22 protein-coding genes are annotated in these 25861 nt (G+C 70.8%); 15 read left to right on the top strand and 7 right to left on the bottom strand.

The genetic code is table 11. The annotated features are described in order from the left end of the window. The first annotated feature begins 256 nt into the window (after window positions 1-256). Window positions 257-1426 (top strand): globin domain-containing protein, encoded by a 1170-nt coding sequence (locus A4U64_RS25565; protein ID WP_065923587.1) that lies wholly within the window; start codon window positions 257-259, stop codon window positions 1424-1426. 13 nt (window positions 1427-1439) lie between these two features. Here the strand turns inward: A4U64_RS25565 and A4U64_RS25560 are convergent, their stop codons facing one another. From A4U64_RS25560 to A4U64_RS25540, 5 genes are all read right to left on the bottom strand, one after another. Next, a complete protein-coding gene (locus A4U64_RS25560; RefSeq protein ID WP_006943512.1) occupies window positions 1440-1931 on the bottom strand; it encodes a TspO/MBR family protein in 492 nt (163 codons plus the stop codon). Between the two features lie 35 nt (window positions 1932-1966). Continuing rightward, on the bottom strand, window positions 1967-2197 hold the full coding sequence (locus tag A4U64_RS28640) for a hypothetical protein (protein ID WP_029546658.1): 231 nt from the start codon (window positions 2195-2197) through the stop codon (window positions 1967-1969). A gap of 217 nt (window positions 2198-2414) precedes the next feature. After that, window positions 2415-5003, bottom strand: coding sequence for a cation-translocating P-type ATPase (locus A4U64_RS25550; RefSeq protein WP_065923310.1), 2589 nt, complete (start codon window positions 5001-5003; stop codon window positions 2415-2417). A gap of 181 nt (window positions 5004-5184) precedes the next feature. Next, window positions 5185-6486 carry an MFS transporter gene (locus A4U64_RS25545; protein ID WP_029546660.1) on the bottom strand — a complete coding sequence of 434 codons (1302 nt, stop codon included), beginning with the start codon at window positions 6484-6486 and terminating at the stop codon, window positions 5185-5187. Window positions 6487-6587: 101 nt separating this feature from the next. Further along, on the bottom strand, window positions 6588-8255 hold the full coding sequence (locus A4U64_RS25540) for a class I adenylate-forming enzyme family protein (RefSeq protein ID WP_065923309.1): 1668 nt from the start codon (window positions 8253-8255) through the stop codon (window positions 6588-6590). A 289-nt stretch (window positions 8256-8544) separates the two neighbouring features. On the opposite strand from A4U64_RS25540, the gene A4U64_RS25535 reads away from it, so the two are divergent. Further along, entirely contained in the window at window positions 8545-10863 is a 2319-nt protein-coding gene (locus tag A4U64_RS25535) for an FHA domain-containing protein (RefSeq protein ID WP_065923308.1), read from the top strand. A gap of 16 nt (window positions 10864-10879) precedes the next feature. On the opposite strand, the gene A4U64_RS25530 is transcribed toward A4U64_RS25535, so the two are convergent. After that, window positions 10880-11458: a hypothetical protein gene (locus A4U64_RS25530; protein WP_065923307.1), complete on the bottom strand. Its 579-nt coding sequence runs from the start codon at window positions 11456-11458 to the stop codon at window positions 10880-10882. A 153-nt stretch (window positions 11459-11611) separates the two neighbouring features. On the opposite strand from A4U64_RS25530, the gene A4U64_RS25525 reads away from it, so the two are divergent. Then, window positions 11612-12598, top strand: coding sequence for a GlxA family transcriptional regulator (locus A4U64_RS25525; RefSeq protein ID WP_232334134.1), 987 nt, complete (start codon window positions 11612-11614; stop codon window positions 12596-12598). Window positions 12599-12605: 7 nt separating this feature from the next. Here the strand turns inward: A4U64_RS25525 and A4U64_RS25520 are convergent, their stop codons facing one another. Further along, on the bottom strand, window positions 12606-14975 hold the full coding sequence (locus tag A4U64_RS25520; RefSeq protein ID WP_065923585.1) for an FdhF/YdeP family oxidoreductase: 2370 nt from the start codon (window positions 14973-14975) through the stop codon (window positions 12606-12608). 167 nt (window positions 14976-15142) lie between these two features. Between A4U64_RS25520 and A4U64_RS25515 the strand changes: the two genes are divergently transcribed. The 12 genes from A4U64_RS25515 to A4U64_RS25470 all read left to right on the top strand — a co-directional run bounded on the left by A4U64_RS25515 (window position 15143) and on the right by A4U64_RS25470 (window position 25712). Continuing rightward, window positions 15143-16717 (top strand): FMN-binding glutamate synthase family protein, encoded by a 1575-nt coding sequence (locus tag A4U64_RS25515; protein WP_102800091.1) that lies wholly within the window; start codon window positions 15143-15145, stop codon window positions 16715-16717. Window positions 16718-16824: 107 nt separating this feature from the next. Then, on the top strand, window positions 16825-16995 hold the full coding sequence (locus tag A4U64_RS28345) for a hypothetical protein (RefSeq protein WP_006943616.1): 171 nt from the start codon (window positions 16825-16827) through the stop codon (window positions 16993-16995). 10 nt (window positions 16996-17005) lie between these two features. After that, window positions 17006-17098, top strand: coding sequence for an Ms4533A family Cys-rich leader peptide (locus tag A4U64_RS29175; RefSeq protein WP_312026504.1), 93 nt, complete (start codon window positions 17006-17008; stop codon window positions 17096-17098). 210 nt (window positions 17099-17308) lie between these two features. After that, complete coding sequence (locus A4U64_RS25510) at window positions 17309-18340, top strand: sulfate ABC transporter substrate-binding protein (protein WP_006943619.1); 1032 nt, start codon at window positions 17309-17311, stop codon at window positions 18338-18340. A gap of 16 nt (window positions 18341-18356) precedes the next feature. Beyond that, window positions 18357-19229, top strand: coding sequence for a sulfate ABC transporter permease subunit CysT (cysT, locus tag A4U64_RS25505; RefSeq protein WP_050036481.1), 873 nt, complete (start codon window positions 18357-18359; stop codon window positions 19227-19229). Further along, on the top strand, window positions 19226-20032 hold the full coding sequence (gene cysW, locus A4U64_RS25500; protein ID WP_050036132.1) for a sulfate ABC transporter permease subunit CysW: 807 nt from the start codon (window positions 19226-19228) through the stop codon (window positions 20030-20032). The genes cysT and cysW overlap by 4 nt, the downstream gene beginning before the upstream one ends. Beyond that, window positions 20029-21042, top strand: a complete 1014-nt coding sequence (locus tag A4U64_RS25495; RefSeq protein WP_029546667.1) for a sulfate/molybdate ABC transporter ATP-binding protein — start codon at window positions 20029-20031, stop codon at window positions 21040-21042. The genes cysW and A4U64_RS25495 overlap by 4 nt, the downstream gene beginning before the upstream one ends. A 281-nt stretch (window positions 21043-21323) precedes the next feature. Continuing rightward, entirely contained in the window at window positions 21324-22295 is a 972-nt protein-coding gene (locus A4U64_RS25490) for an amino acid ABC transporter permease (protein ID WP_050036133.1), read from the top strand. After that, a complete protein-coding gene (locus A4U64_RS25485; protein WP_050036134.1) occupies window positions 22292-23074 on the top strand; it encodes an amino acid ABC transporter ATP-binding protein in 783 nt (260 codons plus the stop codon). Before A4U64_RS25490 ends, A4U64_RS25485 begins: the two co-directional genes overlap by 4 nt. Window positions 23075-23094: 20 nt before the next feature. Then, window positions 23095-24054 carry an ABC transporter substrate-binding protein gene (locus A4U64_RS25480; protein ID WP_050036482.1) on the top strand — a complete coding sequence of 320 codons (960 nt, stop codon included), beginning with the start codon at window positions 23095-23097 and terminating at the stop codon, window positions 24052-24054. A gap of 27 nt (window positions 24055-24081) precedes the next feature. After that, window positions 24082-25212 (top strand): FAD-dependent oxidoreductase, encoded by a 1131-nt coding sequence (locus A4U64_RS25475; RefSeq protein WP_050036135.1) that lies wholly within the window; start codon window positions 24082-24084, stop codon window positions 25210-25212. Beyond that, window positions 25209-25712 (top strand): GNAT family N-acetyltransferase, encoded by a 504-nt coding sequence (locus tag A4U64_RS25470; protein WP_029546671.1) that lies wholly within the window; start codon window positions 25209-25211, stop codon window positions 25710-25712. Before A4U64_RS25475 ends, A4U64_RS25470 begins: the two co-directional genes overlap by 4 nt. Window positions 25713-25861: the final 149 nt, after the last annotated feature.

Here is a 25861-nt window from a genome sequence, read left to right as displayed (position 1 = left end):
GCGGCGATGCGGGCACCGCCTGCAGGTGGTGCCGGTCGCACACGCGGCGCCGGCATTTCGTCCACATGCTTCGTCCACAGGACCGAAGTACCCGACCGCCCGGGACGTACGTCCCGAGATCTGTTCCCCGGCCGACCGTTCCGGGCACAGGGCGATTCGCGACAAGCAGTATTCCGCCCTAGAGTCGCTCCCCGGTGCGACGCGTCCGGCATGCGCCGCGCCGCACACGGACAGGATCGCGGAGGTGGCGGACATTGTGGACCCGAGACTGTGTGCGCTGATCCGCAGTAACGTCGAGGCCGTGTCCGCCCGCCCGGACGGCCTGCAAACCCTGTCGAAAGCGTTCTACGCCAACCTGTTCGCGCGTCATCCCGAGACCCGGCAGTACTTTCCCGCCGCCATGGGCGAGCAACGCGAACGCATCCTGCACGCCGTCGTCCACGTGGTGGACCGGCTGAGCCGACCCGAGACCGTCGTCCCGTTCCTCGAGCAGCTCGGCCGCGACCACCGCAAGTACGGCATCGAGCTGTGGCAGTACAAGGCGCTTACCGAGGCCCTGATCGATGCGGTGGGGCAGGCCGCCGGCGACGACTGGACCACCGAGCTCGACGACGCATGGCACCACGCGCTGCACCTCGTCGCCACCACGATGACCGAGGCCGCGGCCGCCGAAACCGGCCCCGCCGCCTGGGTGGGCACCGTCGTGGAGCACCGCAGACCGCTCGACGACGTCGCCGTCGTGCGCCTGCGGCTCGACCAGCCGATGGCGTACGAGCCGGGACAGTACGTGAGCGTGCAGGTTCCGGGGCGGCCGCGCATGTGGCGTTACCTGTCACCGGCGACGCCGCCGGACGCGGACGGCGCCGTCGAGTTCCATGTCCGTCGCGTCTCCGGCGGCTGGGTGAGCCCGTACATCGTGAGCCACGCCCGCGTCGGCGAGACGTGGGTGCTCGGCTCACCGATCGGCGCCCTGGGGGCGGAGACGATGCGGCCCGGCCCCGGTCGGCCGCGCCCGCTGCTGATGATCGCGTCGGGTACCGCGATCGCCCCCATGCGGGCCCAGCTCATGGCCCTCGCCCGGCGTCCCGCCACGCGGGCGGTCACCGTGTTCTACGCCGGGCGCTACCCGTGCGATCTCTACGACCTGCCGACCCTGTGGCACCTCGCCCGCACCAACCCGTGGCTGACGGTCGTGCCCGTGACCGAGTCGCCGACCGACCCGTGGTGGTTCACCGGCCCCACCGATCCGCCGGCCGGGCTGTCCCTCCTGGAGGGCCCGGTGAGCCGGTGCGTCGCCGAGGCCGGGGACTGGTCGGGGCACGACGTGCAGATCGCCGGGTCCCCCGCCATGATCCAGGCGACCAAGTTCCGGCTGCAGGCCACCGGCGTGCCCGCGGACCGCATCCGCCACGACCCGCTCTACTGACGACCGCGCTCGGTCAGGACCGGTTGAGCCGCGCGATCCGGCCGCTGAGGACCGTGGCGAACGCGCACCACACCGCGTACGGGCCGAGCGCAGCCCCCGCCGCCGGCTTCGCGAGGGCGGCGCGGCGCGCCAGGTCGGCGCTGCTCACCGCGAGCGCCCCGGCGACCACCGTCGCCGGCACGAGCCGATGCGCCTTGAAGAACACCCACGACCAGGACGCGTTGAGTGCCAGGTTCACCGCGAGGGCGGCCCGGTAGTAGGTGGCCTCGTCGACCCGCGCCTCCGATTCGAGCTCGTCGATGGCCACCGCGGAACTCACCGCGATGTCGCCGTACAGCGCCGTCCACACGACGGGGAAGACCGCACTCGGCGGCTGGAACGACGGCTTGCGCAGTCGCCGGTACCAGCGTGTGTCCACGTCCCGGGAGGCGATCGATCCCACCACCGCCGTCGCGGCGGTCGCCGCGGTCGTTCCGAGCAACGTGCGGCCGAACATGCTCGACATACCTGCTCTCCTTACTCCCGCCGTCGGCGAGGTCGTCACATCGCGAGGTCGTGGATCTGGGGGAAGGGCCGCTGCGGATGCGGCGGCGAGGGCTCGGGATCCGGCTCCGGCGGGAACGGCGGCTGCGGCTCCGGTGGGGTCGGCACCGGGTTCGGCTCCGGTGGGAACGGCGGCGGCGGCGTGGGCGTCGGCGGGATCGGCGGGGCAGGCTCGGGTGAGCCCGGCTCCGTGTCCGGGTCCGGTGCGGTCAGGCCGGGGACGATCATGGCGGGTCACTTCCGATCATCGGCGAGCGGTGTTCCGGGGATACCCGGTGCCGCGGCGGCGCAACCCCAGGTTCGGCACGTCAACGACGTCGACGGCCCGCACGTCTCCGTAGTGCTTGTGCAGAGCCCCAACTGTGACGACATCCATGCGGCTCCTCCCCTTCGGTCCCATCGTGCGCGTGCGGCGGGATGCCCGCACCCCGAACGCCCCGGGGGCTCACTGCCGGCGACGGCGCACCCGCTTGTACACGGAGTCGACCACGAGGACCGCGGGGATGCCCAGAAGCGCGACCCCCAGCGCCTCGAGCGGCGGAACCGCGTGCCCGAGAACGTCGGCGACCGGGCCGACGCCGAGGAAGACGACGAGGGCGACGAGTTCGGCGAGCACGGCCCACAGCAGCAGCCGGTTCGAGCCCCACCCGAGCTGCCACGGCGGCCGGGTCGCGCTGCGACAGGCGAACGCGGCGCCCACCTGACCGAGGACGACGGCGGTGAACGCGGCACCGGAGGCAGCGAGAAGTGCCGTCCCGGTGGGAAATTCGCCCCCGGGGCGCCAGCCCGCGACGAGCAGCGCCATGAGGAACGCGCTCATCTCGACGATTGCCTCGGTCGGCCCGAGCACACCGAACACCCGGACCAACAGGGTTCCGTCGACGAGGTGGCGGCGTTCCGGCGGGCGTTTCAGCGTGTCCCGGCTCGGGGGCTCGCCACCGAGGGCGAGCGCCGGCAGCAGATCGGTGCCGATGTCGATGCACAGGATCTGCAGCACCCCCAGGGCGAGCGGGAACTGCCCGCCCGACAGGCCCCACAGCGCGAAGGGCGTCAGTTCGGCCACGTTGGAGGTCAGGTGATAGCTGAGGAAGCGGCGGATGTTGGCGTAGGTGGCACGGCCCTGTTCCACCGCGGTGAGGATGGTCGCGAAGTCGTCGTCGAGCAGCACCAGATCGGCGGCCTCGCGCGCAACGTCCGTGCCGCCCTCACCCATCGCCACCCCGATGTCGGCCTGCCGCAGGGCCGGTCCGTCGTTGACGCCGTCACCGGTCATCGCCACCACGTGGCCGCGGTCCTGCAGGGCCTTGGCCACACGCAGCTTCTGCTCGGGCGAGACGCGGCTGATCACGATGCCGTCCCGGTCGAGCAGGGCACCGAGCAGCTGATCGTCCTCGGGCAGGTCCTTGCCCTGCACCACCAGGCCCGCGGGCCCGAGCAGCCCGATCTCGCGGGCGATGGCGCGCGCGGTCTCTGGATGGTCGCCGGTGAGCATCGCGACCTTGATGCCGGCGCCGCGGGCGGCCCGCAACGCGGCCGGGACGGCGGTCCGCGGCGGATCCTCCATGCCGAGCAGGCCGAGGAGTTCGAGGTCGCGTTCGGCGAGGTCCGGGTCGGTCTCCACGCCGGGATCGGTCAGGGTCCGGCGGGCGACGGCGAGCACCCGCAGGCCCCGCGACGCCATGTCCGCGAGCGCCTCCTCCGCCCGGTCGACGAGTTCGCCCGGGTCGGCGCAGCGCGGAAGCACCGCGTCCGGGGCGCCCTTGAGGAGCAGCTGCCCGCCCACGATCACCGATTCGCGGCGGCGCCGGGGGTCGAACACGAACCGGCGGGTGACCGGCCCCGGCTGTGCGCCGGGGCCGGCGAGACGGGCCGCGAACGCGGCGATCGCCGCCTCCATCGGGTCACCGACCGCCCGCCACTCGTCGTCGTCGTCGAGGGTGATCCCACCCTTCGAGGCGGCCGCACCGGCGAGACCGGCGGTCGCGGCCGCCGCCACCGCCGGCTCCGGGCCGGTCACCTCACCGGTGGGCGCATACCCCTCCCCGCGCACCGCCACGGTCCCGGCCGGGGTCCACGCCTCGACGACGTTCATCTGGTTCTGGGTGAGCGTGCCCGTCTTGTCGGTGCAGATGAACGTCGTCGAACCGAGGGTCTCGACGGCCTCGAGGTTGCGCACCAGCGCGTTGTCGCGGGCCATGCGCTGCGCCCCCATCGCCAGCGACAGCGTCACGGTGGGCAGCAGTCCCTCGGGCACGAGGGCGACGGTGATGCCCACCGCGAAGAGGAAGGCGTCCTGCCAAGAGATCCCCACCAGGAGAGACACGGCGAAGAACACCGCGCCGACGCCGACGGAACCGAAGGCGAGCGTCCGGACGATGCGCTGGATCTCCAGATCGAGCGGGCCGGGTGGACGTCGCACCGAAGTGGTCAGGGCCGCGATACCGGCGAGGCGGGTGTTCGCACCCGTAGCCGTGACGATCCCTTCGGATTCGCCCTCGGCGACGAATGTTCCGGCGAACACGGCCGCGCCGGCCGTGCGGAGCACCGGTTCGCTCTCCCCGGTGAGGGTGGATTCGTCGAAGGTGCAGCGGCCCGCGACCGCGAGGGTCAGATCGGCCGGGACCCGGTCGCCGCCGGTGAGCACGACGACGTCGCCGACCACCAGGTCGCGGGCGTCGACGGTGCGCAGCGCCCCGTCGCGCCGCACGACGATGGTGGTGGGCAGCAGCTCCCCCAGGCGTTCGGCGGCCTTCTCGGCGCGCTCCTGCTGCACGAAGGCAAAGATGCCGTTGACGACGATCACCACGATCACGGCGATGCCCAGCTCCGGCATGCCCGCGACGAACGCGAGGGCCGAAGCGAACCACAACAGCAGCGCGAAGAAGTGCGTGAGCTGCGCGATCAGCCTGCGCCACCACGGCACCCGTCGCGCGGCCGGAAGCTGGTTCGGCCCGTCCCGGCGGAGCCGCGCGGCGGCCTCCCGGCCGGTGAGCCCGTCGCTGTCGAGCAGCCGCGCACCGGAATCTGCCTGCACACCGCCTCCTCGCCCACGGGATCGACGTGTCACCGCGACGAGGAGCGGGTACAGCACGCCGGGACCGGTCCCGCCGCTGCGGCAGCCCCAGCGTAACGGCATCCGGTCCGGGCCGCGGGACGTCGCGGGACACGGCTGCGCCCCGCCGGTTCCGTGCCGGCGGGGCGCAGCCGATCGTCCGTCAGGCGTGTTCGAGGCGGATGCCCTTGGTCTCCTTCATGAAGACGCAGGCGATGCCGGTCAGCACGCACAGCACCATGATGTACACGCTGAACGCCCATCCGATGCCGCGGCCGATCAGGAGCTGATTCAGGTACGGGGCGGTTCCGCCGAACACCGCGACGGAGAACGAGTACGCGAAGCCGATCGCCTGGGTCCGCAGCCGGGTGGGGAAGCTCTCCGACAGCGTCGCCGACAGCACCGACGCGGGGACGGACACGACGAGCAGCGCGACGGTCGTCGCGACGAGCAGGGTCCATCCGGCCGAGGAGATCATCATCGTCAGCGGCAGCTGCAGCACGAGCATCAGTGCGGCGAACGCGAACAGCATCGGGCGGCGGCCGATCCGGTCGGACAGCATGCCCCAGAAGGGCAGGGAGACGAGCGCGATCGACTGGGCGATCACCGACATCCAGTAGGCGACGTCGGGGTCCATCCCCTGCTGGGTGATGGCGTAGGTGGCGACGTACGACGTCCAGGTGTAGTGGGCGGCGGTGATGCCGGAGGTCATGCCGATCATCAGCAGGATCGCGCGGACGACGGTCTTCCGCGGGATGCGCGGCTGCTCGTCCTGCTCCTGGTGGGCGTCGAACACGTCGCTCTCGTCCATGCTGCGACGCAGGTACAGGGCGACCAGGGCCAGACAGGCGCCGATGAGGAACGGGATGCGCCAGCCCCATTCGGCGACGGCGGTTTCGGAGAGCGACGAGGTGACGGCGCCACCGATGCTGTAGGCGAGGACCGAGCCACCGAAGATCGCGATGAAGGCGACGCTGCCCCACATCCCGCGCCGGTGCGGCGGGGCGATCTCACCGACGTACGAGTAGGCGGTGGCCGATTCGCCGCCGTGGGCGAAGCCCTGCATGATCCGCGCGGCGAGCAGGATCAGCGACGCCCACGCCCCGATGGACTCGTAGGTGGGCATGATGCCGATGACGAGGCTGCCCGTCGCCATCATGAGCATCGTGGTGACGAGGACGAACTTGCGGCCCCGCCGGTCGGCGATGCGGCCGAACACGATGCCGCCGAGGGGGCGCATGAGGAAGCCGACGGCGAAGACCGCGAGCGTGGACAGCAGCGCGGAGATCGGATCGGAGTTGTTGAACATCACCGCGGCGATGAACGGTGCGAAGACCGCGTAGGCGCTCCACTCGTACCACTCGAGCACGTTGCCGACCGCGCTGGCGAACAGCGATTTCTTCTTCGATGCCAGGGTGGGCGCGGTGTCGACCGCACCCCGGGTGTTCCGGACGTCGGTGTTCACGTCGTATCTCTTTTCGTTCGCGGGAGCGGTGGCCGAATGTCACATGGGTTCGATGTGACCGAACCCGTGTGACATTCGGTCACGCCGGAGGGGACGGACCGTCAGGCGGTCGGGGTGGGGATCGTGCGGTCGCGCAGGTCGCTGCGCCGGATCTTGCCGGTCTGGGTCTTGGGGAGGTTCTCGACGATGTGGACCCGGCGGGGCCGCTTGTAGGCGGCGAGGCGGTCGCGGACGAAGTCCACGAGCTCGCGCTCGGTGGCGTGGGCGTCGCGTTCGAGCGACACGTACGCCACCACGGATTCGCCCTGGTAGTCGTCGGGCTGGCCGACGACGGCGGCCTCGTGGACGGCGGGATGCTCGTACAGGGCGTCCTCGACCTCGCGGGGCCACACCTTGTATCCGGAGACGTTGATCTGGTCCTTCAGGCGGTCCACCAGGTAGACCCAGCCGTGCCGGTCGATGATCGCACCGTCGCCGGTGCGCAGCCGCCCGTCCGGCAGGGTGGCGGCGGACGCCTCGGGGTTGCGCCAGTACCCGGAGATCACCTGCGGGCCGGACAGTTCCAGTTCACCCTGCTTGCCGGGTTCGACGTCGGCGCCGTCCGCATCGACGACACGCGCGTCGAGCAGGGGCAGCGGGACGCCGATCGCGAGGGTGCCGCTGGCGGGGTCGACGGGTGCCCGCCGCCCGGGCGGTACCGCGATCACGCCGGAGGAGGTCTCGGTCATGCCGTAGGCGTTGTGGATGTACTTGCCGAACTTCGCTTCGAACTTCTCCACGGTCGCGGGCGGGATCGGCGCGCCGCCGGAGTAGAGGGTCTTGATCGAGGCGAAGTGGCGGGCCTCGGCGCCGGGGGTTTCGTACAGGGCGTTGAACACCGTGATCGAGCCGATCGTGAACGTGACCCCGTGCTCGACGAGGGCCTCGAGCGCGACCTCGGCGTTGAAGCGGTTCGCGAAGACCAGGGCGGTGTCGTGCACCAGCGCCAGCGTGGCGTTGATGACGGCGCCGGTGATGTGGAACAGCGGGGCGACGGCGAACACCGCGTCGCCGGCGGCCAGGCCGACGAAGGAACCGAAGGTGGTGGCCACGGCCAGCACGTTGGCGTGTGTGTTCATCGCACCCTTCGGCGGACCGGTGGTGCCCGAGGTGTAGGCGAGCAACGCGACGTCGTCGCCGGTGATCTCGACGTGGGGCGGCCGCCGGCCCCGGTGTTGTTCGATCAGCTCGACGAGGTCACCGTCGGGCGCGGCCACGGCGCGGTCCGTCGACGGGAAGACCCGGGCGTCGTCGCGGGTCTGGAAGTCCAGGTCGCTGGTGCTGAGGATCCACCGCACGGAGCTGTCGCGGACGGTGTCCGCGGTCTCCGCGACGGCGGTGTCGGCGCACACGATGCCGACGATCTCGGCGTCGTCGACGAGGCGGCGCAGTTCGGCCCGCCGGTACATGGGGTTGAGCACGAGCGCCGCGGCCCCGAGCTTCCACAACGCGAGCAGGGTCAGCGCGTACTGGGGGATGTTCTGCAGGTAGATGCCCACCCGGTCGCCGCGCTGCACCCCACGGGCGGCGAGGGCGACGGCGAGGGCGTCGGAGAGCTCGTCGGTCTCGCGGGCGGTCAGCACACCGTCGAAGTAGGCGATGGCCTTGCCGTCCGGGTCGGCATCCACGCGGGCGCGCCACGCGTCCACCAGGGAGACGAACGGCACCGCCGGCTCGGGATCGAGCCCGTTCGGGTAGAGCGCGGTCCAGGGGCGCTTCTCGGACGTCACGACGCAGTTCCTTCCACTCGACTGCGGAACCTTCCCACCGCCACGACCGATCGCTCGGTCGGTAAGCGGTCCGTTAGTAGTGTCCTGGGCCACACAAGCGCCTGTCAAATCGGGCACACCACACTCGCGCCGTCCGCGTCGACGGCCTGGCCTGGGCATTCCCGGAGTGGGAGAATCGGAGATCGACCGGCTCCCGGCGCACGATGCGACGAGCGGTCGGGAATCGTCGGTGGGCGGTCGAGGACCGCACGTCGGTGCGAGCGGACACGTCTGACGGAAGGCCGAGACGATGGACGACCTGGAGACCCGGCACGCGCAGGTCCTGCTCGAATGGGACGACGGGCGCGCCGGCTACGGCCCCGGCGCGACGGTGCGCATCGGCCGCGACCGATCGATGGACGTCACCCTCGACGACCCGGTGGTCTCCCGCGAACACGCCTTCCTGCACTGGGACGACGGGTGGTATCTCGTCGACTCCGGCAGCAAGAACGGGCTTTTCGTCGACGGCCGCCGGGTGGAGCGGGTCCGGGTCACCGGGACCGTCGTCGCCAGGCTCGGCGACCGGGCCGAGGGACCCGACCTCCGGATCTCCGTCGCCGAACCCGAGGCGACCCGCGAACGCAGATGGGGCCTGCTCGACCAGCTGACCGCGGTCCGCGCCGGCGACACCCGCGGACCGCTGCGCCGGCCCCGCCCCGCGCCCCGGCCCGGCGACGTGTCGATCGGCCGCGCCGCCGACAACGCCGTCGTCGTCCCCGACGTCCTGGCCTCCCGGCAGCACGCGGCCCTGCGCACCGGACCGTCCGGTCTCGAGATCGAGGACCTCGGCAGCGTCAACGGCACCTTCGTCGCCGGCACCCGGATCACCCGCGCCGCCCTCACCGAGGGCGACGTCGTGACGATCGGCAACACCGACCTCGTCGTCCGGGACGGCACCCTCGTCCCCCGGGAGAAGGTGGCGGCTCCCGCGACCGGTGGCCTGCGGGTCCGCGCCGTCGGGCTGACCATCGACGGGAATCGTCGACTGCTCCACGACGTCACCCTGGCCGCGCCGCCCGGCACGCTCACCGCCGTCATCGGCCCCTCCGGCGCCGGCAAATCCACCGTGGCCAAGATCGTGTCCGGCACCGGCAACCCCACCGACGGGGTCGTGGAGTTCGACGGCCACAGCGTGCACGCCGAATACCAGGCCCTGCGCTCCCGGATCGGTCTCGTCCCCCAGGACGACGTGCTCCACCGGCAACTCACCGTCCGCGAGGCCCTCGGCTACGCCGCCGAACTGCGGCTGCCGCCGGACACCACCCGCGCCGACCGCGACGAGGTGATCGCCCGGGTGCTCGCCGAGCTACAGCTCACCGAGCACGCCGGCACCCGCGTCGACCGCCTCTCCGGGGGCCAGCGCAAGCGCGCGTCGGTCGCCCTCGAACTGCTCACCGGACCGTCGCTGCTGATCCTCGACGAACCCACCTCCGGCCTCGACCCCGCGCTCGACCGGCAGATCATGACCACGCTGCGCCGCCTCGCCGACTCCGGCCGGGTCGTCCTCGTCATCACGCACTCGCTGTCCTACCTCGAACTGTGCGACCAGGTGCTGCTGCTCGCCCCCGGCGGCAAGACCGCCTACGTCGGGCCGCCCGGCGAGGTCGGCACCGCCCTCGGCAGCACCGACTGGGCGGAGATCTTCGCCCGCGTCGCGGCCGAACCCGACGCGGTGCACGCCGAGCACCTCGCCCGCAGCGCGGCCGTCGACCATCCCCCCGCCGCCGCCCCCGGGCCGCTGGGCCGCCCCGCCCATACCTCCCGCCGCCGACAGCTGAGCACCGTCGCCCGGCGGCAGATGCGGCTGATCCGTGCCGACCGCGGCTACCTCGTCTTCCTGTCGCTGCTGCCGTTCATCCTCGGCGGGCTGTCGATCCTGGTGCCCGGCAGCGACGGATTCGGCCCACCGAGCCCCGGGGCGGAGCCCGGCGAGCTGGCGTTCATCCTCATCCTGCTGATCCTCGGCGCCTGCTTCATGGGCTCGTCGCTCACCGTCCGGGACCTCGTCGGTGAACGGATGATCTACCACCGCGAACGCGCCGCCGGGCTCGCGCCCTCGGCGTACCTGATCGCGAAGATCGTGGTGTTCTGCGCCGCCGCGATCGTGCAGTCGCTCGTGCTGGTCCTCGTCGTCCTCGTCGGCAAGGGCACCCCCGGGCCCGGCAGCGTGGTCCCCTCCGGCAGCGTCGAACTCGTCGTCGACATCGCGCTGACCACGTGCGCCTGCGTGGTGGTCGGCCTGGCCCTGTCGGCCGTCGCCCGGTCCGGCGAACAGGTGATGCCGCTGCTCGTCGTGACGGTCATGGTGCAACTCGTGCTCAGCGGCGGCCTGATTCCCATCACCGGGCGCGCCGTGCTCGCCCAGCTGTCGTGGCTGTCGCCGTCGCGCTGGGGCTATGCCGCGACCGCCTCGACCGTCGATCTGCGCGCCAAGGACCCGACCGCCGAGGCCGACGTGCTGTGGCAGCACGCCCCGTCGTGGTGGCTGCTCTCCGCCGGGATGCTGCTCCTCCTCGGCATCGTCTACGCCACGTTCACCTACACCCGGTTGCGGCTGCGCGCCCGGTGAGCGCGATGCCGATGTCTCACACGAGGACGAGCGCGACGGCGACCGCGATGTCGAGGACGGCGCAGAACTCGGCGAAGGAACGGTCCACGGTGACCCGGAGCCGATGGTGGACGAGATCCCACACGCCGTGCAGGAACCATCCGGCCGCGACGATGTACCGGGCGACGTCCGGATCGACGGCGAGCGCGACCAGGCCGAGCGCCCCGAAGGCGATCATGCCGGCCGCCTGGACGAGGAAACGGCGGTCGCGCAGCCGGCCGCGCACCGCGCCCACGACGACCACGACCGCCGCCGCGGCGCCGATCAGCACCGTCGACGGCACGACGTCCAGCGCCCGCACCACGAACCACGCCGTGTAGGAGGCCGGGAACACCACCCATACCGCACGCGGGCGGTCGAGCACGGCCGTGACGAGATACAGGAACGGCAGCAGCATCATCATCTCGGTGAGGATCTCGACGCTCGCCTCGGCGGGCGTGCCGATCAGAGCGAACGCAAGAGCCGCCACCGTCGGCCAGCGCTGCGCCAGGAAGGCCGGCCCGGCCGAGCGGCGCGATGCGGGGCGGGCCGTGCTCACGGCCGTCGTGGTGTCCATGAGGTCTCCCGGGGGCAGTGGTGGGGGATGCCTCCACGATCGGCGGCCGGGGCCGGCCGGGCGAGACCCGGGCGTCGGACAGGTCCGGAAATTTGGGATCCCTGTCCGCCGGACACGTCGCGTCCGGGCCCGGCCCCGGTTACGGTCGACGGTGTGGACGAACGACTCGTGGTGGTCGTCGGCTACGACCGGGCGGAGCTGCTCGACATCGCCTGCGTGACGACCACGTTCGCGGCGGCGAACCGGTTCGGCGCGGTCCCGGCGTACCGGGTCGAGCTGGCCACCCCCGGCGGGGCCGCGATCACCTGCGACACCGGGCTCGTGCTGGCCGGACAGCGACGGCTCGAGCGGCTCGTCGGAACGCTCGACACCCTCGTGGTCTCCGGTGGCTTCGGGCACATCGACATGGCCGACGACGCCCGGTTCGTCGGCCACGTGCGCCGCCTGGCGCGGGACAGCCGCCGGGTGGCGTCCGTGTGCACGGGTGCCTCCGTCCTCGCGGCCGCCGGTCTGCTCGACGGCCGTCGCGCCACCACCCACTGGGCGTTCGCCGATCGGCTCGCCGCGCGGTATCCGCAGGTGCAGGTGGATCCGTTGCCGATCTTCGTGCGCGACGGGCACGTCGCCACCGCCGCCGGCGTGACCAGCGCCCTGGACCTCGCCCTCGCGTTCGTCGAGGAGGACCACGGCCCCGACATGGCCCGCCGGGTCTCCCGGGCCCTCGTCACCTACCTGCAGCGGCCGGGCAACCAGGCGCAGATGAGCATGTTCACCACGGCCCCCGAACCGAAGGACCGCGGGATGCGGCGCCTCGTCGACCACATCACCACCCACCTCGACGGCGATCTGTCGGCCGCCGCGCTCGCCGCGCGCGCCGGGATGAGCGAACGGCACCTCACCCGGATGTTCCTGCACCACCTGCACGACACACCCGCCCGCTACGTCCGCCGGGTTCGGCTCGAGTCCGCCGCCGTCCTGCTCACCACCACGTCGCTACCGGTCACGGCGGTCGCGGCGCGCTGCGGCTTCGGCACGGCCGAGACGCTGCGGCAGGCGTTCACCCGTCGCTACGGGGCGTCACCGGCGGCGTTCCGCGCCGGTCACTCGCGTACCGCGGCCCGGCACACCGGGGTCGGCTGAGCGGGTCTCAGGACAGGTACTCGGGGTCCGGGCAGGTCTTGTGCGACCAGTCCGACCCGAGGCGGCCCTGGTGCGAGTCCTCCGGGCACTCGCCGCTGCGCTCGCCCGCGCGCGCCAGGGACACCACGACGGATTTCGAGGTAGGGCAATTGCTCTGGCGTGCAGTCGAATCCAGCGGTACCAGCTCGTTGGTCTCGGGATAGTAGGCGGCCGCCGAGCCGCGCGGCGTGTCGTACTCGACGATCCGGAACGACCGCGCGCACCGGACCCGCTCGTCGCCGTCCCACCGGGTGAACAGGTCGACCAGGTCGCCGTCGTCGAAGCCGAGGGCGGCGATGTCGTCGCGGTGCAGGAAGATCACCCGCCGCCCGCCCTCGATGCCGCGGTACCGGTCGCTCAGCCCGTAGACGGTGGTGTTGAACTGGTCGTGGCTCCGCAGGGTCTGCAGGATCACGTGCCCCGCGGGCACCTGCAGCACGTCGATCGGGGAGACCGCGAACTCGGCCCGCCCGGAGGCGGTGTGGAAGGAGCGCGAATCGCGCGGCGGATGCGGCAGCACGAAGCCGCCCGGCCGCCGCACGTTCACGTCGTAGCTCTCGCACCCGGGCACCACCCGCGAGATCAGGCCGCGGACGACGCCGTAGTCGTCGCGCATCGCCTTCCAGTCGAGGCCGTACCGGTCCCCCAGCGTGGCCTCGGCGATCCGGGAGACGATCTCGACCTCGGACTTCAGGTGCGCGCTCGCCGGCGGCAACGGTCCGCGGGACGCGTGGACCGAGCACGTGGAGTCCTCGACCGTCACGAACTGCGGGCCCGACGCCTGCACGTCCTGCTCGGTGCGGCCCTTGGCCGGCAGGATCAGCGCCGTCTCCCCGCACACGAGATGCGACCGGTTGATCTTGGTGGAGACCTGCACCGTCATCCGGGCCCTGCGCATCGCCGCCGTGGTGACGTGGGTGTCCGGTGCGGCCTGCACGAAGTTGCCCCCGAGCCCCATGAAGAAGCGGGCCCGGCCGTCGCGCAGGGCCCGGATGGAGTCGACGGTGTCGAAGCCGTTCTCGCGCGGCGGATCGAAGCCGAACTCCCGTTGCAGCGCATCGAGGAAGTGGGCCGGCGGCCGCTCCCAGATACCCATGGTGCGGTCGCCCTGCACGTTCGAATGCCCGCGCACGGGGAACAGACCCGCGCCCCGCTTGCCGATGTTGCCCTGCGCGAGGGCCAGGTTGGTGACCTCCTTGATGGTGGCCACCGCGTTGCGGTGCTGGGTCAGGCCCATCGCCCAGCAGAACACCGTCGCGCGCGAGTCGCGCAGCAGCGTCGCCGCCTCGGTGATCTGCTCCCGCGACAGCCCCGTGGCGGTGGTGACGACGTCCCAGTCGACGCCGGCGACGTGGTGGCGCCACTGCTCGAAACCGTGGGTGTGCCGTTCGATGAACTCGTGGTCGAGCGCGTCCCATTCCACGAGCAGCGAACCGAACGCCTGCAGTAGCGCGAGGTCGCCGTTCAGCGCGATCGGCAGGTGCAGGTCCGACAGGTCGGTGCCGCGGCCGACGACCCCGCGTGGGGTCTGCGGATTGCGGAAGTTGACCAGGCCCGCCTCGCGCAGCGGGTTGATCGACAGGATCGTGGCGCCGTTGCGTTTCGCCTTCTCGAGGGCGGTCAGCATGCGCGGATGGTTCGTCCCCGGATTCTGGCCCTGCAGGACGATGAGCTCCGCGTGGTACACGTCGTCGAGCGTGACGCTCGCCTTGCCGATGCCGATCGACTCCTGCAGCGCGATGCTGGTGGACTCGTGGCACATGTTGGAGCAGTCGGGCAGGTTGTTCGTGCCGAAGGCCCGGGCGAACAGCTGGTAGGCGAATGCCACCTCGTTCGAGGCACGCCCGGAGGTGTAGAAGATCGCCTCGTCGGGGCTGTCGAGCGCCTCGAGTTCCGCACCGATCAGGGCGAACGCCTCGTCCCAGTCGATCGGCTCGTAGTGGGTGGCGCCGGGCCGCTTGATCATCGGATGCGTGATGCGGCCCTGCCGGCCGAGCCAGTGCTCGCTGTGCGAATCCAGGTCGGCGATGCTGTGTGCGGCGAAGAACTCGGGAGTGGCACGGCGCCGGGTCGCCTCCTCCGCCACCGCCTTCGCACCGTTCTCGCAGAACTCGGCGACCGATCGATGTCCCGGGTCCGGATCGGGCCACGCACAGCTCATGCAGTCGAAGCCCTCGGCCTGGTTCAGCCGCAACAGCGTCTGCGCCGTCCGGATCGGTCCCATCCGTTCGAGGGACCGCTTCAGCGACACCGCCACCGCGGTCGGGCCCGCGGCGTGATCCTCGGCGTCGTCGACCTCGAGGTCGCGCTCGTCGTAGTCCCGATCGTGTCTGCGCATCGCCGGCCCCTCGTCGTCCACACCGTGTCCGCGGTCGTCCACACCGTGTCCGCGCGCCCGGGTGCCCCGCGCACGCGTGTCGGTGCACTGCCTACCCGCGCGGCCCGCTCCCGAAACCGCGTTCACGAAGGTCGGCGGGCATCGCGGCAGCGTCGTACGGTGGCCCCATGAAGTGGTCGAAAGCCCTCGGAATCCCCGCCGCGGCGATGGCCGCGGTCGCCTCGTACGACCTGCTGCAGCGACGCCACGCGCTGCTACGCAACTTCCCCGTCGTCGGGCACGGCCGCTACCTGCTCGAAGCGGTCGGTCCCGAGTTGCGGCAGTACATCACCACCGGCAACGACGAGGAGCGCCCCTTCACCCGCGATCAGCGTCGCTGGGTGTACGCGTCGTCGAAACTCGTGAACAACACCTTCGGTTTCGGCACCGACAACGACGTCGAATACACCGACGGTTACACGATCATCAAGCACCGCACGTTCTCCGAGACCCCGCCGTCGGCGGCGCCGCACGCCGGGGAGGAGCTGCGGATCCCGTCGGCGAAGATCCTCGGCGGGGCGCGCGGGCGGGCGAAGGCGTTCCGGCCGCAGTCGATCGTCAACATCTCGGCGATGAGCTTCGGCTCGCTGAGCGGGGCCGCCGTCTCGGCGCTCAACCGCGGTGCCGCCGCCAGCGGGTGCCTGCACAACACCGGCGAGGGCGGGCTGTCGCGCTACCACCGCAACGGGGCAGACCTGATCTTCCAGATCGGCACCGCGTACTTCGGCTGCCGCGACGAGGAGGGCCGGTTCGACCTGGCCCGGCTGAAGGCCGTCGTCGAGTCGGCGCCGGTGCGGGCGATCGAGATCAAACTGAGCCAGGGTGCCAAGCCCGGCCTCGGCGGCCTGCTGCCCGGAGCCAAGGTGACCCCCGAGATCGCCGAGATCCGCGGCATCCCGGAGGGTCGCGACTGTGTCAGCCCGTCGCGGCACACCACGTTCCACGACGTCGACAGCATGCTCGACTGGATCGAGCTGATCGCCCACGAGACCGGGTTGCCGGTCGGCATCAAGTCGGCGGTCGGCGACATGGCGTTCTGGCAGAACCTCGTCGACGCGATGTGCAACTCCGACCGCGGCGTCGACTTCGTGACGATCGACGGCGGCGAGGGTGGCACGGGCGCCGCGCCGCTCGTGTTCACGGACGCGGTCTCGCTGCCCTTCCGCAGCGGCTTCGCCCGGGTCTACAAGCTGTTCACGGAGGCGGGCCTCAGCGACGACGTGACGTTCATCGGCGCCGGCAAGCTCGGACTGCCCGACAACGCGGTGGTGGCGATGGCCCTGGGCTGCGACATGGTCAACATCGCGCGGGAGCCGATGCTCGCGATCGGCTGCATCCAGGCCCAGAAGTGCCACACCGACCGGTGTCCGACGGGCGTCGCCACCCAGAACCCGTGGCTCGAGCGCGGCCTCGACGTCGAGCTGAAGTCGGTGCGCGCCGCCAACTACATCCGGGCGCTGCGCCGGGACATCTTCAAGCTGGCCGAGGCGTGCGGCGTCGCGCATCCCGGTCTGATCACCCCGACCGACGTCGAGGTGGCGGACGGCAACCGCCGCGCGATCACGCTCGCGGAAATGTACGGCTACCAGCCCGGCTGGGGCCTGCCCGGCGCGTCGGACCGGGAAGAGATCACGCGGCTGATGCTCGGGGTCGCCGCGGCCGAGGGGGGCGAGGGCTCGCCCGGCGCGCGCACAGTGCCGTGACGCGGGTCGGGTCGCTGTCCAGAATCCGGACAGTTCGGGGCGCCGATCCCGCGTCACGCTGGAGCACGACCACTCGCGACACCGCGGAACCCGCCGGGAGGCAGATCGTGATCGACAAGATGTACGCCACGGTTCTCACCGTCGGCGGTGTCGTGTTCGCCGGCTGCCTGCTCCTCGGCGAGGCGATGGACGCGATGGGCGGCGGGGGCGGCGGTCGCGTCACCGGACTGCGCGCGCTTCCGGGCGACACCGCCGAACAGGCCGAGTGCCTCTGCTAGAGTCTGCCGCGTGTCCGCTACCGCCGTGCCTCGCGTCCGCCATGAACTGGCGCTGATCGCTGTCGGCGTGCGCGCGGTCGCCGACGTCGACTGTCGTCGCTGACTCCCATCACCAACCCTTGCGGCATCGTTGCCGCCCCCGGTTGCCGAGGAGTCGCGTCGCCCCGTCCGGCGTGACATTCGTCGGCCCGACTCGTTCGGGTCCACGTCTCCGCCACCTTCGTCCGTCCTGCGAAGCGTCTCCTCGAACCGGTGTGCCCGGGTCCTCCCCCGGTCTCGCACAGAGACACTCCTGCAGGAAAGGCATCACCTCATGAAGAGACGTTCGGGTCTGTTCGTCACCGCCCTCGCCGCCCTCGGCGCGACCGTGCTGACCGCGTGCTCCGGCGGATCCAGCGACACCGTGGGCGGAGGTGAGAGCAGCGGCGACGGCTCCGGCGGCACGATCAACCTGTACGCGTACGCCGTGCCGAAGCCCGGATTCGACAAGCTGATCCCCGCCTTCCAGGCCACCGAGGAGGGTGCGGACGTCGAGTTCCAGCAGTCCTACGGCGCCTCCGGCGATCAGTCCCGGAAGGTCAAGGACGGCGCCGAGGCGGACTTCGTCAACTTCTCCGTCGAGCCGGACATCACCCGTCTCGTCGACGCCGGGCTCGTCGAGGCCGATTGGAACTCCGGTCCGTACAACGGAATTCCCTTCGGTTCGGTGGTGACGATCGTGGTGCGCGAGGGCAACCCCAAGAACATCACCGACTGGGACGACCTGCTGCAGCCCGGCCTCGAGGTCGTCACGCCCAACCCGTTCAGTTCCGGCTCGGCCAAGTGGAACCTGCTCGCCCCCTACGCGGCGAAGAGCGACGGCGGCGCGAACCCGCAGGCGGGTCTGGACTACGTCACCACACTCGTGAACGAGCACGTCAAGATCCAGCCCAAGTCCGGTCGCGAGGCCACCGAGGCGTTCCTGCAGGGCTCCGGCGACGTGCTGCTCAGCTACGAGAACGAGGCGCTGTTCATCGAGCGCAACGGCGACCCTGTCGAGCACGTCACCCCGCCCACCACCTTCAAGATCGAGAATCCGGCTGCAGTGCTCACGAATTCGAAGAACGCCGAGAAGGCACGGGCGTTCGCGGACTTCCTCTACACCCCGCAGGCGCAGCGTCTGTGGGCGGAGGCGGGCTTCCGTCCCGTCGACCCCGCGGTGGCGGAGGAGTTCGCGGCCGACTTCCCGCAGCCGGCGAAGCTGTGGACGATCGCGGACCTGGGCGGCTGGAAGGCCGTCGACGAGCAGTTGTTCAAGGCCGAGACCGGCTCGATCGCCGTGATCTACGACAACGCCACGAAGTAGAGCCCGGACAGTGAGTATCACCGACAGCGCCACCGGGGTGGGATCGAGGCCGGCTCCCGCCCCGGCGGCGCGCCGCCGCACTCCGCTGCGTGCAGCCACCGGCACGGTCGGACCGCTCGGCATCGGAGTGGCCGTGCTGTGGCTGTCCGTCATCGTTCTGTTGCCGCTCGCGGCGCTGGCCACCGAGGCGTTCGCCGACGGTCCGAGTGGCTTCTGGAACGCCGTCACCGCCCCGGCCGCGCTGGCGACGCTGCGGATCACCGTGGTCGTCTCCGCAATCGTCGCGGTCGTCAACGTGGTCATGGGCACCCTCATCGCGTGGGTACTGGTGCGCGACGAGTTCCCGGGCAAGAAGTTCGTCAATGCCCTGATCGACCTGCCCTTCGCGCTGCCCACCATCGTGGCGAGCATTGTGCTGCTGGCGCTGTACGGGCCGGAGAGCCCGATCGGTATCCATCTCAACGCCTCCCAGCCGGGGCTCGTCGTCGCGCTGGCATTCGTGACGCTGCCGTTCGTGGTGCGTTCGGTGCAGCCGGTGCTCCTCGAAGCGGACCGAGAGGTGGAAGAGGCCGCGGCGTCCCTCGGCGCGAACAACCTGACCATCTTCCGGTCCGTGGTACTGCCCGTGCTGACCCCGGCTGTCGTCAGCGGTGCCGGGCTCGCGTTCGCCCGTGCCCTCGGCGAATACGGATCGATCGTGCTCATCGGCGGTAACATCCCGTACGAGACCCAGGTGGCGTCGCAGTACATCCAGCAGCAGATCGAGATCGACCGCCCGGTGAACGCTGCCGCGGTGTCCGTGGCACTGCTGCTCATCGCCTTCGTCGTGCTGTTCGTGCTGCGCCTGGCAGCCGGACGCAGCCTGCGCCGGGAGGAGGAGGACCGATGAAGGTCTCCCCGTGGACGCGAATCTCGCTGCGGACGATCGCACTCGCCTACCTGTTGGTCCTGTTGCTCGTTCCGATCGGGGTGATCCTCTACCGCACATTCGAGAACGGCGTGGGTGCGTTCCTCCAGTCGATCAGCACGCCCGCGGCGATCTCGGCGTTGAACCTGTCGCTGCTGATCGTCGCCATCGTGGTGCCCGTCAACGTCGTGTTCGGTGTCGTCGTCGCACTTGCGCTCGTGCGCGGCCGGTTCCGCGGCCGCGGGCTGCTGCAAGCCGTGGTGGACCTGCCGTTCGCCGTCTCGCCGATCGTCGTCGGTGTCGCCCTGATCATGCTGTGGGGTGCCGGCGGGTGGTTCGGAGGTGTCGAATCCCTCGGATTCAAGGTGATATTCGGGCTACCGGGCATGGTGATCGCCACGATCTTCGTCACCTTGCCGTTCGTCGTGCGCGAGGTCGAACCGGTGCTTCACGAGATCGGCCAGGAACAGGAGCAGGCCGCCGCGACACTCGGCGCGAACGGCTGGCAGACGTTCCGGCGCATCACCCTCCCCTCGATCCGGTGGGGCCTGACGTACGGCGTGGTCCTCACCGTCGCCCGCGCGCTCGGCGAGTTCGGGGCTGTCATCATGGTCTCGTCCGGCTTCCCCGGCGTGTCCCAGACCCTGACGTTGCTGGTGCACTCCCGCTACATCGACGACCACAACACCTTCGGCGCCTACTGCGCCGCGACCCTGCTCATGGCCATCGCCGTGATCGTGCTGCTGCTGATGACCCTGCTCGACCGCAAGAGGAGTACCAGATGATCACCGTCACGGGCGCACGAAAGAACTACGGCGACTTCGCGGCCCTCGACGACGTCGACATCGAGATCCCGTCCGGGTCGCTCACCGCGCTGCTCGGACCCTCGGGGTCCGGTAAGTCGACGCTGCTGCGGTCCATCGCCGGACTGGAAACCCTCGATGACGGCATCGTGCGCATCGGCGGCGACGACGTGACCGGCGTGACCCCGCAGAAGCGGGACATCGGTTTCGTCTTCCAGCACTACGCGGCGTTCAAGCACATGACCGTCCGCGAGAACGTCGCGTTCGGATTGAAGATCCGCAAGCGGCCCAAGACCGAAATCGGCCGCCGCGTCGACGAACTGCTCGGCATCGTCGGGCTCGACGGGTTCCAGCAACGCTATCCGGCACAGCTGTCCGGCGGCCAGCGCCAGCGCATGGCCCTGGCCCGCGCCCTCGCCGTCGATCCCAAGGTGCTGCTGCTCGACGAACCGTTCGGCGCGCTCGACGCCAAGGTGCGCGCCGACCTGCGCACGTGGCTGCGCCGCTTGCACGACGAGGTGCACGTGACCACCGTGCTGGTCACCCATGATCAGGAGGAGGCGCTCGACGTCGCCGACCGGATCGCCGTGATGAACCGGGGCCGCATCGAGCAGGTCGGAACCCCGCGGGACCTGTACGACCGGCCCGCGAACGACTTCGTGATGTCGTTCCTGGGCAATGTCTCCAGGCTCAACGGAAAGTTGGTGCGGCCGCACGACATCCGTCTCGGTCGCGAACCCGATCTCGCCCGCGCCCAGGACGCGGGCACCGCCGGGTCCGTGGGTGTCACCCGCGCGACGGTGGAGCGGGTCGTGCACCTCGGGTTCGAGGTCCGCGTCGAGCTGCGCAACGCCGCGACCGGTGAGGACTTCACCGCGCAGGTCACCCGCGGCGACGCACGCGCTCTCGGTCTCGCGCCCGGCGAGACCGTCTATGCGCGCGCGACCGAGGAACCGGCGCTGCCGGAGACGACGCGGGTGCCGATCGGCTAGAGCCACGCCCGCCCACCGGCGCCTCACTCGGCCGAATGTCACACAGGTTCAGTTGGATCGAACCCGTGTGACATTCGGCCATTCAGGCGTGCGGTATCACCCCGCGGACTGCTCGGGTCCTGCGGCGGGTTCGAATCACCCGGATCGGAATCCGTGACGAGCAGGACCCCGCCGGGCGACAGTGATCTCCACGCGCCCCGCCCGCTCGGTGTGCACGCCGATCACTCACCCGAGATCCGTGAAAGGTACTACCCGATGAACGCTTTCCCCGGTGGGTCGGCGTGAGCGCGCCGACCGGGATCCGTCCCGCGCCGGCGAGCACCGCCGAGCCCGACGACGCCGGGCTGGTCGTCGCCCCCGCCCGCCACCCGCTGCGCTGGCTGGTCGCCGCCCTCGCCCTCGTCCTGGTGGCGCAGTTCGTGCACGGCCTGGCTACCAACCCGGGCTGGGACTGGGCGACGTTCGCTCGGTACTTCACCGCACAGTCCGTGCTCTCGGCCCTGGTGGTGACCATCGAACTCACCGTGTGGGGAACGGTTCTCGGATTCGGGCTCGGCGTGCTGCTCGCCGTCGGCAGGCTGTCCAGGAATCCCGTCCTGCAGGTGGTCTCCTGGGTGTACATCTGGGCATTCCGATCCATCCCGCTCATCGTGCAGCTGCTGTTCTGGTTCAACATCGCGTACCTGTACCGAACGCTGTCGCTGGGTGTCCCGTTCGGACCGTCGTTCTTCGAGTTCGAGGTCACCGGCGTGATCTCCGGCTTCACCGCCGCGGTGATCGGCCTGGCCCTGCATCAGGCCGCCTACTCGGCGGAGATCATCCGCGCCGGCATCATCTCCGTGGACCACGGCCAGATCGAGGCGGCGCAGGCCCTGGGCATCCCTCGCCGCCGGCAGTTCTTCAAGATCGTTCTGCCGCAGGCCATGCGATCGATCCTGCCCAACGCCGCCAACGAGGTCATCAGCCTGTTCAAGGGCACCTCGATCGTCTCCACGATGGCGATCGCCGAGCTGTTCTATCAGGTGCAGGTCGTCTTCGGCCGCAACGGCCGGGTCGTGCCCCTGCTCATGGTGGCCACCGTCTGGTACATCGTGCTCACCACCGCGTTGTCGATCGTCCAGTACTACGTGGAGCGGCACTACGCGCGCGGCTCGTCCCGCGCCCTCCCGCTCACCCCCTGGCAGAAGACCGTCGCCAAGTTCCGCGAGATCCGCGACTCGGGTATCGCCGCACCCCGGGGAGCCACCCGATGACCACGCCGGTCGATCCCACCCCGTACGCCGTCGACGTCCGGGGCGTGCACAAGTCGTTCGGATCCCTCGAGGTCCTCAGGGGTGTCGACCTGAAAGTCCGCAAGGGCGAGGTCACGGTGATCCTCGGTCCCTCCGGCTCCGGCAAGTCCACCCTGCTGCGCACCCTCAACCATCTCGAGAAGGTCGACCGCGGCACGGTCCGCATCGACGGCGAACTCGTCGGCTACCGCCGCCGGGGCAACAAGCTGCACGAGATGCGCGAGAGGGACATCCTCCGTCAACGGTCGCGCATCGGATTCGTGTTCCAGAACTTCAACCTCTTCCCGCACCTGACCGTGCTCGAGAACGTGATCGAGGCGCCGATCTCCGCGCAGCGCCGCGACCGCGCCGAGGTCGAGACGCTCGCCCGGGAACTGCTCGACCGGGTCGGCGTCGGCGACAAGATCCACGACTACCCCAAACAGCTGTCCGGTGGGCAGCAGCAGCGGGTCGCCATCGCCCGCGCCCTCGCGCTGCGCCCGGCCGTGATCCTGTTCGACGAGCCGACCTCCGCGCTCGACCCCGAACTGGTCGGCGAGGTGCTCGAGGTGATCCGCGACCTGGCCCGCGACGGTGCGACCCTGGTGATCGTCACCCACGAGATCGGCTTCGCGCGTGAGGTTGCCGACACCGTCGTGTTCATGGACGGCGGCGTCGTCGTCGAACAAGGTCCGCCCGCGCAGGTTCTCGACCGGCCCACCCAGGAGCGCACCCGCGCCTTCCTGTCCAAAGTCCTCTGAAGTCCTCCCGAAAGGCAATGATGTCCGCGTTGACCCGACGCACGAGGCTGGTCGCCTCGGCCCTGACCGCCGTCGCCCTGCTGTCGGTCGCCGCCTGCGGCACCGACGAGCCCGACGCGGCCGGCGCCGCCGGCTACAACCTCACCGCCGACCAGAACCGCATCACCACCGACCCCGTACCCGAGATCGCGGCCGAGGTCCCGCAGTCCATCCGCGACCGCGGCACCCTCATCGTCACGGGGTCCGCCGGCACCGCACCTCCGCTGCGGTTCTACGCCGACGACGACAAGACCATCATCGGCTCCGAGACCGACTTCGCACATCTCCTCGGCGACGTTCTCGACCTCGACGTCGAGCTCACCGCCGCGGACTGGGCGCAGAACTTCGTGCGCGTCGACTCCGGTGAGGCGGACGTGTTCATCTCCAATGTCACCGTCACGGAGGAACGCAAGGAGAAGTACGACTTCTCCACCTACCGCCTCGACAACCTCGCCTTCGAGGTGAGGAAGGACAGCGGGATCGAGGTGAAGGACCCGAAGGATGTCGCGGGTCTGAAGGTCGGCGTGAGCTCCGGCACCAATCAGGAGGCGCTGCTCGTCGAGTGGAACGAGCAGAACGTCGCCGCGGGCCTCGAGCCCACCGAAATCCTCTACTTCCAGAACGCCACCGACTACTACCTCGCGCTCGGCTCCGGCCGCATCGACGCCTACTTCGGGCCCAATCCGTCCGCGTCGTTCCACGTCATCCAGGCCGGTGAGACCGAGATCGCCGGCACGTTCTCCGGCGCGGGTCCGGACCTGCAGGGCGAGATCGCGGTCCTGACCAAGAAGGACAACGGCCTGATCGAGGCGATCAACGCGGCGCTCAACCACGTCATCGAGAACGGCACCTACCAGCAGGTGCTCGACCGATGGGGTATCGCGAACGAGGCGGTCGAGACGTCGGTGATCAATCCTCCGGGCCTGCCGAAGAAGCAGTAGCCGGACGACAGCCAGGGAGGGACAGCAATGAGCCGGGTGGAGCCCCGGGCCGACGTCGTGATCGTCGGGGGTGGCGTCATCGGATCGGCGGCGGCGTGGCGTCTGGCCACCCGCGGGAAGTCGGTGACCCTGCTCGAGCAGTTCGAGCCGGGTCATCGCCGCGGCGCCTCGCACGGCAGTTCCCGCATCTACCGGCAGGCCTACGACGGCGAGTTCTACACGGCGCTCGCCGGCCGTGCCCTGCCGCTCTGGCGGCACCTGCAGGACACCACGGGCACGGAGGTACTGACCCTCACCGGCGCGGTCGACCACGGACTGCCCGCCGTCGTCGAGTCGCGTGCCCGGTCGCTGGCCACCCTCGGCATCCGGCACGAGGTCCTCGAGCCGTGCTCCGCGGAACGTCGTTGGCCCGGGATACGGTTCGACACGGCCGTCGTGCATCATCCCGAGGCGGGCCGGCTGCACGCCGACCGCGCGGTCGCCGCGTTCCAGGAGGCCGCGGCGCAGGCCGGGGCCGACGTGCGGCACGGGACCGTGGTCGAAAGCCTGCACAGCCACGGACACGGCGTCGACGTGGTCACCCCGGACGCGGTGGTGCGCGGCCGGCATGTCGTCGTCGCGGCCGGCGCATGGTCGCACCGGTTGCTCACCCGGACTTCGGATCCGGCGCCCCGCCTCCCGGCGATGCGCACGACGCAGGAGCAGCCCGCGCACTTCGTTCCCGTCACGGGGCCCGACTGGCCGAGCTTCGTCCATCACCCCGGCGCGTTGCTCACGACAGCCGGCATCTACGGGCTCGGCTCCGAGGACGGCATCAAGATCGGCGAGCACGGCACCGGACCCGAAGTGACGCCCGAGACGAGAACCTTCCGGGCCGACCCCGCCGGCGTCGCGCGGCTCGCCGCCTACGCTGCCCGGTGGCTGCCCGGCGTCGACCCGGGCAGCGCCGTGGCCGACACCTGCCTGTACACCAGCACACCCGACAGCAACTTCGTCGTGGACCGCATCGGCGCCGTCGTCGTGGCCGCGGGCTTCTCCGGGCACGGCTTCAAGTTCGCCCCCGCAATCGGGGAGCTGATCGCGGGGCTCGTCGAGGGCACGGCCGTCGCGCCGGAGCCGTTCCGGTTCGGCACCCGCGAGGCGGTGACCGCGCGATGACCACCGCCCGCCGCATCCAGGTCTGCCCCGTGCGGCAGGACGACCCGCTGGCCGCCCCGCTGCTCGCCGAACTCGCCGTCGAGTACAGCACCCGCTACGAACGTCCGCTCGACGAGCAGATCCACACCCTCACCACCCACCCGGCCGACGAGTTCGCCGAACCCGACGGGACGTTGCTGGTGCTCGTCGAGGACGGAGAACCCGTCGCCGGGGGCGCGTTCCGCCGTTACGACGCGACCACCGCAGAGCTCAAGCGCATCTGGACGTCGAAGGCGCATCGCCGCCGCGGACTCGGCAGACTCGTGCTGGAGGAACTCGAGGCCGAGGCGGCCCGGAGGGGGTACGCCCGCATCTACCTGACCACCGGGTGGCGTCAACCCGAGGCGGTCGCGCTGTACCTGGCCGCGGGATACACCGCCCTGTTCGATCCCGGCCGACCGGCCGAGGAGATCGGGCCGCACCCCTTCGAGAAGACGCTGATCCGGTTGCGGACGGACTGAACCGCGCCGAGCGGCTCGAAGCAGTGCACGAATCGGACATCCGCAGCCGTCGTGACGGGTGCGGACGTCCGATTCTCGTGTGAACTCTCCGCCGCCACGATCCTCCCGAAGACCCCCCCACCAGGCCCGGCAGCATCGCGAGCCCGCGG

Source organism: Rhodococcus sp. WB1, assembly GCF_001700945.1.
Classification (GTDB): domain Bacteria; phylum Actinomycetota; class Actinomycetes; order Mycobacteriales; family Mycobacteriaceae; genus Rhodococcus; species Rhodococcus aetherivorans.
The sequence above is the reverse complement of the archived record's forward strand: the minus strand, read 5'-3'. Positions and strand labels throughout refer to the sequence as shown.

Excerpts from the sequence above, each read along its gene's own strand:
- A4U64_RS25535 (WP_065923308.1), top strand. The coding sequence starts at position 8,545 with ATGGACGACCTGGAGACCCGGCACGCGCAGGTCCTGCTCGAATGGGAC.
- A4U64_RS25480 (WP_050036482.1), top strand. The coding sequence starts at position 23,095 with ATGTCCGCGTTGACCCGACGCACGAGGCTGGTCGCCTCGGCCCTGACC.
- A4U64_RS25510 (WP_006943619.1), top strand. The coding sequence starts at position 17,309 with ATGAAGAGACGTTCGGGTCTGTTCGTCACCGCCCTCGCCGCCCTCGGC.
- A4U64_RS25560 (WP_006943512.1), bottom strand. The coding sequence starts at position 1,931 with ATGTCGAGCATGTTCGGCCGCACGTTGCTCGGAACGACCGCGGCGACC.
- cysW (WP_050036132.1), top strand. The coding sequence starts at position 19,226 with ATGAAGGTCTCCCCGTGGACGCGAATCTCGCTGCGGACGATCGCACTC.
- A4U64_RS25485 (WP_050036134.1), top strand. The coding sequence starts at position 22,292 with ATGACCACGCCGGTCGATCCCACCCCGTACGCCGTCGACGTCCGGGGC.
- A4U64_RS25470 (WP_029546671.1), top strand. The coding sequence starts at position 25,209 with ATGACCACCGCCCGCCGCATCCAGGTCTGCCCCGTGCGGCAGGACGAC.
- A4U64_RS25520 (WP_065923585.1), bottom strand. The coding sequence starts at position 14,975 with ATGCGCAGACACGATCGGGACTACGACGAGCGCGACCTCGAGGTCGAC.
- A4U64_RS25515 (WP_102800091.1), top strand. The coding sequence starts at position 15,143 with ATGAAGTGGTCGAAAGCCCTCGGAATCCCCGCCGCGGCGATGGCCGCG.
- A4U64_RS28640 (WP_029546658.1), bottom strand. The coding sequence starts at position 2,197 with ATGATCGTCCCCGGCCTGACCGCACCGGACCCGGACACGGAGCCGGGC.
- A4U64_RS25475 (WP_050036135.1), top strand. The coding sequence starts at position 24,082 with ATGAGCCGGGTGGAGCCCCGGGCCGACGTCGTGATCGTCGGGGGTGGC.
- A4U64_RS25530 (WP_065923307.1), bottom strand. The coding sequence starts at position 11,458 with ATGGACACCACGACGGCCGTGAGCACGGCCCGCCCCGCATCGCGCCGC.
- A4U64_RS25495 (WP_029546667.1), top strand. The coding sequence starts at position 20,029 with ATGATCACCGTCACGGGCGCACGAAAGAACTACGGCGACTTCGCGGCC.